Here is a 14,844-nt window from a genome sequence, read left to right on the forward strand (position 1 = left end):
AAAAGACAAAAAAAGACGTCATCCCTTAAAAAAGGAACGACGTCTCGTGTTACCATCCTCATTCGCGGAAAGTTCCGCGCACTCACTTCGGCTAACGACAGCAACACTGCCGACTGATTGTTCTCAGCAAGCTCCAGAAGTGAAATTCATTTTTCGAATACAGGACTTGCTTTCAGTCTGTGACAAGTCTCCCTTTTTCTGATCCAGCCAAATTACTAGTTTCTATCAACGCTTTTTTTACTATTCATTTAAGCTTAGTTTACCTAATTTCCGTTGAGAAATCAACTGCATTCTTCCTCACGTACCCAGGTTTCTGCCCAACGCTTCACACTCATCATACTCTTTTCAAGAGCAATACCTCTTGGCGTCAAGCAGTAAAGATTGTTTTCTTTGCAGACAATTTCTTCCCGCTCTAATTCTTTCAAGCGTTCGACTAACACCCGATCACTCACTTGAGGAATCTTGTTTGCTAACTCAACAAATCTTTGTTTGCCGTCTTCAAGAAGGACATCAATGATCAAGCCGTTCCACTTTTTGCCTAAAATAGAAAAAGCTTTTTCAAATTTAGGACAAAGGGCATAATCCGATTCTACTTTTATCATTCTCCATCACCTCTTTTACCTATTATAGCATATGACTTACGAAATGTAAGAAACTAGGATCGATCAGCTAGAATGCCACGATCATCTTAGGTTTTAACAGCACTAAATAGGTCTGTTTCACTGGTTTGTTCAATGCTTTCTCCAATGCTTGGCAATAGAGTTTTAATTGACCATAATATCGTTCGCGCATTTTCTGTTCAATCTGAGCCTGACTGCCGAACACATCATCCGTTTTAAAGTCATACAAAATGATTTCATCCGCCAATTCAATATAGCCGTCAATAATACCATGGATCAAAAGCGGCGCATCTGGTTCGTCAAACCCTTCAAAGATCGTATCGGCCTCTTTTAGCATCGAAAACGGCTGCTCCCGCTTCACCACATCAGAGAATTGGTTCAGCAGTTCACCTAGTTCAGTTTGATAAAACCATAAAATACTCGATCGGTCAATTTTTTTGGCGATTTCTTCAGAAAAAAATTGCTTTTTCACGAGTTCAGCAATCAGGAGCGCCAAAGTATCTTGTGTTGGCTTCATTCCTAAGGGGATCATTTGCAAAACCGTATGTGTTGCGGTTCCGATACTGCTGGCGAGAGGCTTCGTTTCTTGCAGAAATTTGGGTTTCGCCAATTCATCTTGTACGTAGCGATATTGCTGAGGATTCGTCTTCTCGGAAACCGACCGCCATTCCAACAAAGTGGTCTGTTGATCATCAGGATCGTTATAGAGTCTTTTCAATTCTGAAACAGATTGATAACTAGTCGTTTGGGTCGCTTTTTGATAAGGATAGCGATAGGCTAGGCGTTTCAAAAGATCATCGATATTGCTATCTGGCGCAATCAATCGTTTAGGCTCCTCGACTGGCGCAAGCGTCTCTTGGACTTCTTGCGTGATCGTTTCTTGATTCCACCATGACAGACGAAAATGAGCAGGATGATCGATCGTTCGCTTGCGCTCTGACGCTTCGGAGAATACTGCTTCCATATCTGGATGGCGCATCAGGGTCCGTCCGACCCAATCCATCAAGCTCCCCCGTGCCACTAAGCGCAACGCTGGATCAAGAACCATCTCGGATTGTGTCAAGCCAGATTGCCATGTCTTGAAGGCATCCGCTTGATTTTTATAGGAGCCTACTAAGAAAAGCTTCTGCTCTGCTCGTGTCAATGCTACATATAATTTTCGCATCTCTTCTGACAAGGCTTTTTTCAAACGAACTTGCTTGATGGCTTGAAACGGTAGTGTTTCAAATTTAAGGTTTTCTGCGGGTTCCACATATTGGATCCCAGCCCCCAGCTGTTCTTCAAAGATATAGCGTTTTTGAAAATCTTGGTAATTAAAGAATTTTGTTGTATCCAATAAGAAGACTAAAGGAAATTCCAAACCTTTACTTGCATGGACGGTCATCACACGAACTGCATCTTCTACTGGTGTAGCTAATGGCTCTGCCAAGTCCTTGTTTTTTTCTTGCATCTTTTCGATGAAGCGAATGAATTGGTACAACCCACGGAAACTGCTCTTTTCGTATTTCTCCGCTCTGTGGACCAATGCCGCTAAATTGGCATAGCGCTGCTGACCTGCAGGAAGTCCCACGACATAATCCAAATAGGCAGTATCTTCATAGATTTGCCAAAGCAAGGTTGGGATTGGTAATCGTCGTGCTTCCTCTCGCCATTGTTCCAGTTTTGTTAAAAATCCATCCACCGTTTGCCACAAGGGTGACGCTTCTTGTTGCCCATGGTAATCCAATACTGCATCGTAGTAGTCGCTGGAACGATTCGCTAAACGGATCTCAGCCAATTGATCTTCTGTTAGGCCGACGATTGGCGAACGCAAAACGGCCACAAGTGGGATATCTTGGTACGGGTTATCAATGATCTGCAGCAAAGAAACGACGGTTTGGATCTCCGTTGCCTGAAAATAGTTTTGAGCATCATTGACCGCCATCGGAATCCCAAACTGCTTAAAGACATCTAAAATGACAAGATTGTTTTTACGTGTGGGGGTCAATAAGACGATGTCATTGTAAGTGATTGGTCGATTTGTTTTGGCTTTTTTGTCATAGATCATGAAGTTTGATTCAATCAACTCTCGAATCTTCAAGGCAGTGATCTGCATTTCACCTTCTGTTTTGTCATCGATCAATTGTTCTTCGGATTCATGCTCTTTTTCATATAACAAGAGCTCTGTGGCAAAGGCCTCGCTTTCTGGAAAATCAGGAAAACCGGTAATCAAGGCTGCCGCCTCATCGTAAGGGATTTGTCCAACCCTTTCATCCATCAGTTGTTGAAAAACTAGATTCGTAAAATCCAATACATCGGAACGAGAACGGAAATTTTCTGCTAAGACGATTCTTCGCCCACCATTCTCTGTTTCAAATGCCAAGTATTTTTCGATAAATAGCGTCGGATCTGCTAATCGAAACGAATAGATCGACTGCTTCACATCCCCCACCATAAACATATTGCCAGGGTTATGATCGACTTGTCTGACCCAATATAAAATTGCCTCTTGCAGCCGATTGACGTCTTGGTATTCATCGACTAAAACTTCTTCAAAGCGATCACGATAATAGGTCGACGCCTCACTTCCACTGCCATCTCCTTGTAAAATCTGCAAGGTGAAATGTTCCAAATCATTAAAGTCTAAACGGCCTTTTGAAAGCTTTCTTTCTTGAAATGCTTTCATAAATGCTTCGGTCATCGCTGCCATTTTTTCAACGACAGGTGCTGATCGATGAAGCAGCTCCATCATTTCAGCTGGTGGATACGGGAAGGTGGCTTTCAATTGCTCGACCAATTTTTTCGCATCATCGCGTAAGGGCTTGATTTCTTGGGACAATTCCTTTTGTTCTGGTTTGCGAAAAGCTGGGTAACGACCAAAACGCAATGTTTGGATCTGCTCATAGAAGCCATCGACATCGTCTGCATCCAGCAGAGCCTTTAAGGTTTCCACCATGCCCAATTCGGTATCGATCAACTGTGCCGCTTTTTCCATCGCTTCATCAGAACGGGCATAGTCTTGCGCCGCCTGCAGCAAATGCGCCGCTGTCTTCAAATTTTCTTGCAAAGTCGGTTTGATTTGCGATTGATAAAGGATATTTTCAGCAAAGGTTTCTTTGCCGATATAGTGATCACTTAGATGAGCTAGCCAGTTGACTGGATCTGGATTGGCTCGGGCAAAGTCATAAAGAGACAGGATCAGATCCCCGACGCCTTCATCAGAACGATCACTTGAAAAATTTTCCGTCAAACGAAAGAAGGCTTCATCATTGGCTTCATATTGTTGATCTCTCAGCTGTGTCCAGATTTCTTCTTTCATCAATAAAATTTCGGTTTCATCGGTCATCATGCGGAAATTGGGATCTAAATCGATCAAATAATAAAAACGCCGAATCACAGTTAAACAAAACGCATGCAAGGTAGAAATGTTAGCTGTCGGCAACAGCTGCAGCTGACGAACGAAGTGCTGGCGCTTTTGCTCGTCACTTTCTTGATTGATGGCCTGTTGCAATGCCACTTGAATCCGTTCTTTCATTTCTCGAGCAGCTGCTTCGGTAAAGGTTACGATCAGTAAAGAATCGATCGTCGTTCCTGCTTTTAGCTTTTCGATCACTCGCCGAACCAAAACGGTGGTTTTGCCTGAACCCGCTGAAGCGGAAACAAGGATATTATCCCCTTTATCAAAAATGGCTTGCCATTGGGTATCCGTAAAGGTTTCATTTTGCGGTTTTAAAGGGATCTTACTCATCTTCTTCCTCCCTTAAGCGATGGATAATCTCATCTTTAGATAAGTTTTCTAAACGGTGGTACTCATTTTCTTTCAACAATACATCAAAGTCACAGATGCTGCGAAACGGACAAAATTCACACGCCCGTTTTTTGTCTTTTATTTTATAAGACGGGTTTAAGGCGATTTCACCGCTCAACAGCTTCTCACCGCTTTGCTGCATGTTTTTACGATTGTGTTTTCTTAATAGTCCAAGCTCTTCTTCTGTATAAAACTTGTTTTTCGCCTGCGTTGTTTTTTGATAATTGCCGTTTTTGTCTTTTCGAACAGGAAATATCGGTGAATTTTTGCTGGCTTCAACATCCTCATCTAGCAACGGGAAAACAGCCGGTTCGTCAATAAACAACCCGTCATACTTGAAACGTTTTAAACGTTCTTCTTCACTGGCTTCTTGTCCATCCAAAAGCGGATTATGCACATGCAGATAATAAGCCCCCGCTGGTCGCACATTTGGCGAACCAACCAGTTGGACAGCATCCGTCAATGCGACATCGAGATAGGTGATCAACTGCATCGCAAGTCCGTAGTATGCTTCAGAAAGGTCAAAATCTCGGCTGCTAGATTTATAGTCAATAACAGAAAGCCATTGTTCTTCTTCCGTTTTCGCCGTATCGACACGATCGATCTTCCCCCGCACATGCAGTTTCCCGCCAGAACTTAATGGCAATTCGATCCCATTGATTCCATTTGAGCCAGCGATCTGACCGAATAGCACCTCCGTCTTTTCAGGACTAAAATGCATTTTTTGTCCTTGTTTCGCTAATGCCCACGCTACTCGCTGAATCGTCTTGCCTAATTGATACCGAATAAAATTCATCCGAGCAGAGCTCGTCAGTAAGCGATAACGGCTTTCGCCAAAAATTTCCTGCAAAACGACTTCCACAAATTGCACGCGTTGGTCAGCAGTTAACTGGGTCAAGGAAATATTTTCAGCAATCAGGACTTTGACAAAGCGGTCCAACGCATCATGGAAAAACTCACCGGTCATTGCTGGATTTAAGCCGTAAACTTCCCGTTCTTTCAACCGTAATCCGTAGCTGACGAAATACTTGTATTCACACTGATAGAACGTCTCCATCTGAGAAATGGAACTGTAGATCGACGGTCCATATAGTGCCGCAGCTTGTGCTTGAGACAAAGGAATCGGAATATTTTGATGAGTTTGGCTTTCAAATACTTGGACAGCTAAATCTGTCCATTCCGAACGCAGCAGTGCTTGTTTCAGCTGCTCCCAGACCCTAGGCAAATTCTCTTTGTTTTTTTGCGCTTGCTGACTGAGGTTATTGATTTGATAGATCAGGCCACGGTAACTGCCGATATAGTTTCTTGGATCGCTGACTAGCGTCAAAATCCCTCGCTCTTGCAGTGGGACATCCAAACGTTTGACCACGCGATCTAAATAAGGCGACATTTTGATGTTTTGCTGGGTATCAAAATTAACGGCATAGGACAGTGATAAGTGTTCCGTTGCTGAAAGCAAGACAGAATAAAAGGCAAATGGCTCCTTGACACTGCCTTCCACCACTGTATCTCTAAGGTATTTTTCACCATTGAACAACTGATTGAAATGCTGACGTTCTTCATTCGTCAACAACGTTTTGTTCTCTATTTTTCTTGGCAACGCCGTTTCATTCAATCCCGGTGCAAATGTGATCTTTGCTTGCTTTGGACGTGCCAGATCAAGGCGATTGATGTTGACTTGGTCGATCGCTGTTGGGATCTTCCCGAATGTGACATTTTCTAAGCCAGTCAATAAGACATCCTCAAAGAGCGCAAAATCAAAGGACTCTTCCCCATAGATCGCAGCATATTCATCCAGCAAATCCATCAAGGCTTGCCATGCTTGTTCATGATTACGGGCTTGATCCAACTTCCCTTGCTGGATCGCTTGATCTCGCCAATGCCGCAGTTGTTCTTCAACACCGGCATTCAGTAAAAAGCGATACAGCAGTTCGACCGCATCGCGGTTCGTTCTAGCAGCCGTCAGCCAGTCTAGAGTATCAGCAACATCTTGTTTAAAGGCCCTGCGCAACTGGTTGGTATACGCTGTCAAATCCACTTTATCCGTCTGCTCTTCTTCCGATTGTAAATACTCGATCAGTTCCCAATCTTCGTTTCTCGTCCAACTCGCTCCTTGGAAATCATGAGCCAACGCTTTGTTCTCGGTAATATCCACCAACTTACGAAACTGGTCACGCCCAACGAGCCAATCTGCTTCGGAGCGATAGGCTGCCGGTAAGTAAAGTTCCGTTCTAAGCAACCGTAAAATATCATTTAAGCGAAAGCCATAGGATTGACAAGCAAAAAAAGCATTCAAAAACTCAACCAATGGATGTTGCGCCATCATCTGCTCTTCATCGATATAAAAAGGAATCTCAAACTCAGTAAAAATTTTAGGGATATATTGATGATAGATTTCTGGTTCGGCGATCAATAATTGGATCTCTCGGTATCGTAATGTTGGGTACCGTTTCTTATCGCTCATCATCCCACGGATCGACGCTGCAATCTGACGGATCTCTTCTTCTGGATTCCCAACTTTCCAAATTGCCAGAAAGTCCTTCACAGAGGACTGTTGCTGATAGTTGACTTGTGACTGAGTCTGCCGCCAAAATGTTTCAATTTCATTATACGCCTGTTGCATCGATCCCTTCGCTTCCTTGTCTACCTCTTGGTTGACCGAAAGTTTCTGATCCAAATAAATCGGCAATTGATTTTCTCGGGCAAAACTGATCAATTGATAATAGGTTCGCCCTGCTTCATAAAACAAATTTAACGGTGAAGGCAGCTCTTGTGGATACCCACGATCCAGAAAAAGATCAATAATGACATGACTTTTTTTCATCAACACTTGAATCAGCTGCTGTTCCTGTGTTGAAAAAGCGGAAAACCCACTGATAATAAATAAGGCATGGGAAAGATCTGGTGCTTTGTTCATTGACACCACGTTAGGCATTGCTTGCTCCACTGGAGAATCATCCAGCAAGGAACCTTCAAGAAAGCGTGTCAACAAGGTGATCGGTTGTTCGACTTGTAATGCACGCTCCAGAAGTTCTTGTTCAAATCGTTGAAATATTTTCGCTAATTCACTGTATTTTTTCTCCTCGTCTTGGGTTGCGCTTGGTGCAGCACCACCTGCCAATAAATCTTCGATCCCCAATCGACTTGTATGCATTTCTTGATAGAACGCCAACAATTGCTGAATAAAACCCGCTTTGTTGATCTCACCACGGTATAAGACGAGTTCTTCTTCTAGTTCCAAAAGCAGCTTACGCATGATCATGGAGGCACCATTTTCAGTGATGGCATTTTGAGAAAGCAAGCCGGTTTGCTGCAGATAAAACCAAGCCAAACGGTGAAAACTATACACTTGCGCGCGAATAGAAGCAAAATCTTCTACGCGATCCTCTTTCAGTAATTGAAGGATCTCGCGCTCTCGTTCAAATTTGTTGTAGTTAGGTACCAGAAAAAATACTTCTTGATGGTCTTTTTCTAACCAACTTTTTGCATTTTCTATCACTGCTTGATCATGACGACAACGGCCATCGCCAAGGATAAATCGTAAACTCATGAAAGGACTCCTTCTCTCCATCGTCTTTAAAAAAAACACTAAAAATCAGCGATACGCTTCTTCAAATGCGTCTTTGTTTTAAAAGAATCTCCTTAAAAACAAAAAAACGGTCGCAGAATTTCACTCTTTGCCTAGCATACCAAAATCGGCAATTGGCCAGAATACAAATTTTACATCACCCAAAATCGTTGCTTCATCGATCAGACCTAATTGACGACTATCTTTGGAAATTCGGCGGTTATCCCCTAACACTAAAATTTGACCTTCAGGAATGACTTCAACACCAAATAACCTCATATCAAAATCACTGGTCAATGGAAAGCCATCTGTGACAGCTGCTTTGAATTCATCCAAGTAGGATTCATCATATGCTTGTCCATTGATATAAAGGGTATCGTTTTGATAGGAAACCTGATCGCCAGGTAAACCGATCACGCGTTTGATATAGTTTTTGCCTGCTTCATCCGGTGCTTCAAACGTTATGATATCGAAACGTTCGATCTCGGTATTTTTCAAAGCAATCACCCGCTCACCATCATGTAATGTGGGGTCCATCGAATCTCCTTTTACGATCACAGGAGTAAAGACATACTGTCTTAATAACAAGAGGAATAAAGTGAAGATCACGACAAATCCTACTGTTTTTAAAAGCTCTTTTACTTGTTGCACGCGTCCCTCACTCCTTGAATATTTTACTATATTTTCCAAGAATCGAACAAACATTCTTATTTTTCTATTCTACCATAAAATGATAGGAGCAGGACATTTCCCCTTTGGTTCTTTACAAAAATTTGGAGAATCAAGAGACTTGCATATGAATTGTCATCCTTTCTGATCCGTGCTAGGGTTAAATAAGAACCCATTATTGAAAGGAAGTGCCAAGATGAACCAACAGTTACCACAAGTACCAACAAAGTTATTGATTAACGGAAAATGGCTTGAAGGAACAAAAGAGTCGGTTTCGGTTACCAATCCTGCCACTAATGAAGAACTCGTAAAAGTCAGTCAAGGAGGGATCGAGGAAACCAAGCAAGCAATCGATGCCGCAGCGATTGCTTTTCCCGAATGGTCAAAACGCTCCCCTCGAGAACGTGCCGATTTGATGAACGTCATTGCTGATTTGATGGAGGAAGAAAGCGATCGTTTAGCAAAAATCATGAGTATGGAACAAGGAAAACCATTAAAAGAAGCGGAGGCAGAAATCCAATCCAACGTTGACAATTTCCGTTGGAATGCAGCTGAAGCGCAACGGGTCTATGGCGAAGTGATTCCAGCCCCTGAACACAATCATTGGCTGGTACGCAAAGAAGCGATCGGGGTTGTTGGCGCGATCACACCTTGGAACTTTCCTTCTAATATGATTGCAAGAAAAATTGCACCTGCTATGGCCGTTGGCTGTACCCTTGTTATGAAACCATCAAAAGAAACCCCACTATCCGCATTAGCTTTAGGCGAGCTTTTTCAACAAGCAGGACTTCCAGACGGGGTCGTCAATATCGTCTTAGGTGATTCTTCTGAGATTGGGAAAGAATTGACCGAAAATGAACAAGTCAAGAAAATCACCTTTACCGGCTCCACGAAAGTTGGGATGAAATTATATGAACAAGCAGCACCAACTCTGAAAAAAGTTTCATTGGAATTAGGTGGTCATGCCCCGTTTCTTGTTTTTGCTGATGCTGATTTAGATTTAGCTGCTGAAAAATTAATTGCAGCAAAATTCCGCAACAACGGTCAGGTCTGTACATCCCCCAATCGAATTTTTGTCGAAGAGTCCGTCAAAGACGCCTTTACCAAAACATTACTAGCGAAAATGGAAACCGTAACGGTCGGCAATGGTCTGGAAAACCCTACTGTTGGTCCTTTGATCAACCAAGCAGGCGTTGAAAAAGTCATCGAGCAGTTGGAAGATGCGGTAAATAAAGGAGCTAAAGTTTTACTCGGTGGTAAAAAGCTTACTAAAGGTGAATACGAAAAAGGCAACTTCTTCGCACCAACGGTCATCGATGGGATTACTTCTGAGATGGCTATCTACTATGAAGAAACCTTTGGACCTGTGATTCCATTGATCTCATTTACGGATCGACAAGCAGTCATCGCTGCGGCAAATGATACGGAATTTGGACTAGCTTCCTACTTCTTTTCAACGAATTTGCAAACGATCTCGAGTGTAGCCCAAAACCTCCAATATGGGATGGTTGGGGTCAATGACATTGCGATCTCAAATCCGGCGGCTCCCTTCGGCGGCGTCAAGCATTCCGGTTTTGGTCGTGAAAACGGCAAATATGGCCCTGAAGAATACGTGACCGTTAAATTCATTGCTATCGATGCCCAATAAGAAAAAGTCAGGTGCGTTTGCCTGACTTTTTGACGTCCCAAGCATTTTCTTTTACTAACATTAAGTAAGAATGTATACTTCACTCTATGACAATAGAAAAGGTGGGAATACGATGACAAAATTTCTTGATACAATCAAACAGCGCCGCTCAATCTATGGGCTAGGTAAAAATGTGGCTCTTTCCGACACTGAAATCGAAGACATTGTGAAAGAAGCAGTGAAAAATAGTCCAACTGCGTTTAACGCACAATCACCAAGAGCCGTGATTTTATTTGGCGAAGCCCACGAAAAATTGTGGACATTAACAGAGGCTGCGTTAGAACCATTGACACCACCCGAAGCGTTTGAAGCGACAAAACAAAAACTTGCTGGTTTTAAAGCGGGTTACGGAACCGTTCTATTCTTTATTCACACGGATACCGTGAAAAATTTGCAAGAGCAATTTGCTCTATATGCAGAGAACTTTCCCGTTTGGGCAGAACAATCGAATGGGATCGCTCAAGCGAACGCTTGGACCGCTTTAGAAGAAGCTGGATTAGGTGCCAACTTACAGCATTACAACCCTGTCATCGATGACGCTGTTGCAGCTGAATGGTCAATTCCTGGAAATTGGCAACTGCGGGCGCAACTAGTCTTTGGCTCAAAAGAAAGCGAACCGAACGAAAAAGAATTTCTAAGTGACGATGAGCGCTTCCGCGTGTTCCATTAATCAATTTTCGACCTAAAAAAAACCCTTGATTACGCCTTAAACTGGCAGTAATCGAGGGTCTTTTAGTCCTTTGTTCCTTGATCATGATCGACTAAAATATCGATCGGTGTCCCTTCATTCAAGTGTTCTGACAAGAAAACAACCAATTCTGCTAATGGCTGCTTGAATTTCATTAATGGGCCTCTAATCCCTCTTCGAAAATAGTTCATCTTGATGGGCTGCCCTTCCTTTTCTTGAAATAAAACGACTCGATCGATCTCTTGGTATAGTACCCCTTTGATACTCATTGGATGGACAATGATTCGATCAAGTGCTAAGCCGCGGCTATCTAAAACAAAGCTCAAAAAGACCAAACCCGAAACGATCCCTCGCACCCGATTATCAAGTGCCTCTTCCATCATCACCATAGATAGGATAATCATTACTGAAAAAATCGTAATGGCGACCTTGCTTAGTTTGCGCTCCACAGCAAGAAATTGAATGTCTTTCCTTACCACGAATAAATAAAGGTATAAAACGATCGTAAAGGCACACATCACTAGCGTTAACCCACTCATAATACTCTCCGTTCTGTTTTCTTTTCCTTATTCTACCAAAAAACCATCTGATACAAAAGGCTTAGCCTATTTCGTAGGTTTTTTGATATCTATTTTAACAAGAATTCGGTACAATAGGAAAAAAGGAGGAATTATCATGAATGCATTTTTTGATAAATTACAACGCTATGATTTACTTCGTGCCGTCGTATATATCGTCTTTGGCTTCATCATCTTGATTGCACCACGATCTGTCTTCAACACGATCGTTTATCTTGTTGCCGGGTATATTGCATGTTTAGGGATCATTAGCTTGTATACGAGCTACAAAGAAAAACAAAAGGGCTATCGCAATGTGCAATCCGTCTCTGGTATCTTACTGTTGATTGCGGCAGCTGCGATTTTAGTTTTTGCCAAAGGATTACTTGCCATCGTGCCATTTTTCTTAGGAATCATGATCACCATCAGCGGTTGCACCCGATTGATGGCAAGCTTTAACCAAAAACGCATTGGTTTACCTTATATCACTAGCTTGATCATCAGTCTATTGATCATTGCTGCAGGGATCATCCTAGTATTGAATCCTTTCGCCACTTGGTTGTTATTCTTCCAAATTTTTGGCGGGATCTTGATTTTCATGGGTGCCTCCGATGCGGTCAACCATTTTCAACGAAAAAGAGCCTAATAAATGAGAATGTTTTAAAATTTCCTACGAATCTAACATCTACATGTAGACTTTTCCCGCTATTCCTTTTAAAATAGGAGATATCAAACAGTCAGTCCATTGACACGCGGGAGGTGCGACATGAAGAAAATCAAGCAAGAAGCAAAACATCCAAACGATGTACCGGTAATTTTTTTGACCGATGCAACTGGCAAAGTCGTACGAAAAATCTCGATCAATGAGTGGCGTGCGCTTAAAGCAACCCCTGACCAGATCGAAGAACTTGATATCAAATTGTATCGTGAAGCAATCAGTTTTTATCTTCAAGAAGACTACGCAAAAGCAAAAGATCTCTTGCATTTCTTGATCAACAAAACAGACTATAGTCATTATGAATACGTGGAACGACTAGCAAATATCTACCGCATCGAAAACCGTCCCGCTAAAGAAAAAGACCTGTTACTGACTGCTTATCATGCAATCAAACCGTTGGATTCCTCTGAAGGGATTTTAAGAAGGATCGAAAATCGATTGCAAAAAATCGATGCCTTTGATTTTCCAACTTCGACACAATTCAGTCATTAAAAAAGCAGCTATCCTTCGATAGCCGCTTTTTTTATGCATCTGGCAGTTTGCGCAAAAGGCGCAACCCGTTAAACAATACAATCAACGTACTTCCTTCATGGGCAAATACCCCCAGTCCAATATTCATTTTTCCAAATAGATTCATCCCGACTAGTAATGCGACGATAAACATGGAGAAGAAAATATTTTGCCAAATGATTCGATCCATTTTCTTCGCTAAGCGATAGGCATACGCGAAGCGTGAAAGATCATTTTTCATGATCACGGCGTCCCCCACTTCGATAGCAACATCTGACCCTTCCCCCATCGCAAAACCGATGTCTGCCTGAACAAGTGCGGGCGCATCATTGATGCCATCCCCCACCATGGCGGTTTGTCCGTAGGCTTCTTGGAGTGCTCGAACCGCTTCCGCTTTGTTCTCAGGCAACACATTAGCCGCCACTTGATCAACATTTAGCCGCTTTCCGATGGCTTCCCCAGCAGACGCACTATCTCCAGTGATCATAACGGTATGGATCCCTTCATTTTTTAAATAACGAATCACAGAAGCTGCCTGTTCGTTCGGCTCATCCATCAAAGCGATGATTGCGACAACCTCTTCATTAATGGAAAAAACGACCATCGTTTTTCCTTGCGCCTCCAGGTGACGGTACTGTTGCTCCAACGAACCTGTTAACTGGGAGTTTTCGGTTCTTTTTCCTAATCGATAGGTTTTTGTTCCTGAGACGGCTACTAAACCGGAACCAATCTCATTCGTAACCGTCAGCTGTTCGTTTTGCTGCTCTTTATTGTTCTTCTCAAAATAAGTAACGATCGCATCTGCCAATGGATGATTGGCTTGTTTTTCCAGCGAAACGATGATGGAAGCGGCCTCTTCTTGATCGATGGCTTCAGCGAAAATGACATCCGTGACCGTTGGTTTTCCGACGGTCAACGTGCCCGTTTTGTCAAATGCCACCGCTTTGATCTGAGCAAAATTCGTTAAGTAGTTGCTGCCTTTAAAAAGAATCCCTTTTTTCGCTAGATTTGAAATCGCAGATAAACTAGCAGGTACCGCACTTGCCGCTAACGCACAAGGAGACGCTGCAATCATCATCACGATCCCGCGATAAAAACTGGTATACCAATCCCAACCAAGTAGAAACGGTGCTGTTAAGATGAACAAAGGGACTGCAATGAAAACAATGGTTACATAGATTGGTTCGATTTTTTTGATTCGTGTTTCTGTTGGTGACTGATTCGACTGTGCCGCTTCAACGACTGAAAGAATTTTGGCAAAGACCGTTTCCGAGCTGTCTTTTGTGACTTCCATCAAAAATGTTCCATTGCCATTGATGGTACTGCCATAAACTTCGTCTCCCGCTGTTTTTTCTCGCGGTATACTCTCGCCATTGATGGAAGCTTCGTTGATGGCACTCGTGCCAGAAAGAATCACCCCATCTGTTGCTAACTGATCACCAGGCAAAACTTGTAAAATATCCCCTTTTTTTATCTCTGAAGCAGCAATTTTTTTGGCTTTCCCATCTGGGCCCATCAAACGTGCTTCCGTTGGATTCAATTTGAGAAGATTGGTGATTTCTCGTCGGCTTTGCCCTTCCGCGTATTCTTCTAAAAAGTGAGCACCAGCAAAAATCAAAATCAGTAAGGCTGCCTCATTAAAATTGCCTATGATCATTGACCCTATCGCTGCTAATAACATCAATAGATGTACATTTGGCGTAAAGCGCCGATTGATTCTTGTGCTTTTTACGGTATCCTCGATCCCTTCCCACGAAATGTGGTAGCCCGCTAATAAAACTGCAGCAAAATAAACCCCGTCTTTTACCCATTGATTCGAAATAAACAGCGCCACTATAAAGAAGATTACCCCCGCGAAGTAAACTTTACGAGGAAACGTCCCATGATCATGGGTATGCGTATGTCCCTTCGTTTTTGTGTGCTCGTGTTGACAAGTATGTTCAGCCATCATCAAAACCTCCTCTATTCCATCGAACATATGAACGATCAATCATGTTTATACCCTGATTATATATGAACAAACAATCATATGTCAACCGA

General features: G+C 42.6%; 10 protein-coding genes. 4 read left to right on the top strand and 6 right to left on the bottom strand.

Annotated features, from left to right (window positions below):
* Positions 1 to 281: 281 nt before the first annotated feature.
* From IGI82_RS09845 to lepB, 4 genes are all read right to left on the bottom strand, one after another.
* On the bottom strand, positions 282 to 602 hold the full coding sequence (locus tag IGI82_RS09845; RefSeq protein WP_005226192.1) for a winged helix-turn-helix transcriptional regulator: 321 nt from the start codon (positions 600 to 602) through the stop codon (positions 282 to 284).
* 67 nt (positions 603 to 669) lie between these two features.
* Positions 670 to 4,347: a helicase-exonuclease AddAB subunit AddA gene (addA, locus tag IGI82_RS09850; protein WP_438842137.1), complete on the bottom strand. Its 3,678-nt coding sequence runs from the start codon at positions 4,345 to 4,347 to the stop codon at positions 670 to 672.
* Positions 4,340 to 7,957, bottom strand: coding sequence for a PD-(D/E)XK nuclease family protein (locus IGI82_RS09855; protein WP_438842138.1), 3,618 nt, complete (start codon positions 7,955 to 7,957; stop codon positions 4,340 to 4,342). The genes addA and IGI82_RS09855 overlap by 8 nt, the downstream gene beginning before the upstream one ends.
* A 120-nt stretch (positions 7,958 to 8,077) precedes the next feature.
* On the bottom strand, positions 8,078 to 8,626 hold the full coding sequence (gene lepB, locus IGI82_RS09860; RefSeq protein ID WP_438842139.1) for a signal peptidase I: 549 nt from the start codon (positions 8,624 to 8,626) through the stop codon (positions 8,078 to 8,080).
* Between the two features lie 214 nt (positions 8,627 to 8,840).
* Between lepB and IGI82_RS09865 the strand changes: the two genes are divergently transcribed.
* A complete protein-coding gene (locus tag IGI82_RS09865) occupies positions 8,841 to 10,292 on the top strand; it encodes an NAD-dependent succinate-semialdehyde dehydrogenase (RefSeq protein WP_438842140.1) in 1,452 nt (483 codons plus the stop codon).
* Between the two features lie 112 nt (positions 10,293 to 10,404).
* The gene (locus tag IGI82_RS09870; protein ID WP_005226197.1) at positions 10,405 to 11,001 is read left to right on the top strand and encodes a nitroreductase family protein; all 597 of its coding nucleotides are present in this window, start codon (positions 10,405 to 10,407) and stop codon (positions 10,999 to 11,001) included.
* 62 nt (positions 11,002 to 11,063) lie between these two features.
* Here IGI82_RS09870 and IGI82_RS09875 read toward each other — a convergent pair whose 3' ends face one another.
* On the bottom strand, positions 11,064 to 11,558 hold the full coding sequence (locus IGI82_RS09875) for a hypothetical protein (protein ID WP_284591750.1): 495 nt from the start codon (positions 11,556 to 11,558) through the stop codon (positions 11,064 to 11,066).
* 136 nt (positions 11,559 to 11,694) lie between these two features.
* Between IGI82_RS09875 and IGI82_RS09880 the strand changes: the two genes are divergently transcribed.
* Positions 11,695 to 12,222, top strand: a complete 528-nt coding sequence (locus IGI82_RS09880; protein WP_005226199.1) for an HdeD family acid-resistance protein — start codon at positions 11,695 to 11,697, stop codon at positions 12,220 to 12,222.
* A gap of 120 nt (positions 12,223 to 12,342) precedes the next feature.
* On the top strand, positions 12,343 to 12,786 hold the full coding sequence (locus IGI82_RS09885; RefSeq protein ID WP_005226200.1) for a hypothetical protein: 444 nt from the start codon (positions 12,343 to 12,345) through the stop codon (positions 12,784 to 12,786).
* Positions 12,787 to 12,817: 31 nt separating this feature from the next.
* Here the strand turns inward: IGI82_RS09885 and IGI82_RS09890 are convergent, their stop codons facing one another.
* Positions 12,818 to 14,752 carry a heavy metal translocating P-type ATPase gene (locus tag IGI82_RS09890; RefSeq protein WP_438842141.1) on the bottom strand — a complete coding sequence of 645 codons (1,935 nt, stop codon included), beginning with the start codon at positions 14,750 to 14,752 and terminating at the stop codon, positions 12,818 to 12,820.
* Positions 14,753 to 14,844: the final 92 nt, after the last annotated feature.

Source organism: Enterococcus sp. AZ067, from assembly GCF_051715005.1.
Taxonomy (GTDB): Bacteria; Bacillota; Bacilli; order Lactobacillales; family Enterococcaceae; genus Enterococcus_D; species Enterococcus_D casseliflavus.

Bases quoted from the DNA above. Each gene is read 5' to 3' on its own strand.
- IGI82_RS09875 (WP_284591750.1), bottom strand. From the start codon at position 11,558: ATGAGTGGGTTAACGCTAGTGATGTGTGCCTTTACGATCGTTTTATAC.
- IGI82_RS09855 (WP_438842138.1), bottom strand. From the start codon at position 7,957: ATGAGTTTACGATTTATCCTTGGCGATGGCCGTTGTCGTCATGATCAA.
- IGI82_RS09885 (WP_005226200.1), top strand. From the start codon at position 12,343: ATGAAGAAAATCAAGCAAGAAGCAAAACATCCAAACGATGTACCGGTA.
- IGI82_RS09870 (WP_005226197.1), top strand. From the start codon at position 10,405: ATGACAAAATTTCTTGATACAATCAAACAGCGCCGCTCAATCTATGGG.
- IGI82_RS09865 (WP_438842140.1), top strand. From the start codon at position 8,841: ATGAACCAACAGTTACCACAAGTACCAACAAAGTTATTGATTAACGGA.
- IGI82_RS09845 (WP_005226192.1), bottom strand. From the start codon at position 602: ATGATAAAAGTAGAATCGGATTATGCCCTTTGTCCTAAATTTGAAAAA.
- IGI82_RS09890 (WP_438842141.1), bottom strand. From the start codon at position 14,752: ATGGCTGAACATACTTGTCAACACGAGCACACAAAAACGAAGGGACAT.
- addA (WP_438842137.1), bottom strand. From the start codon at position 4,347: ATGAGTAAGATCCCTTTAAAACCGCAAAATGAAACCTTTACGGATACC.
- IGI82_RS09880 (WP_005226199.1), top strand. From the start codon at position 11,695: ATGAATGCATTTTTTGATAAATTACAACGCTATGATTTACTTCGTGCC.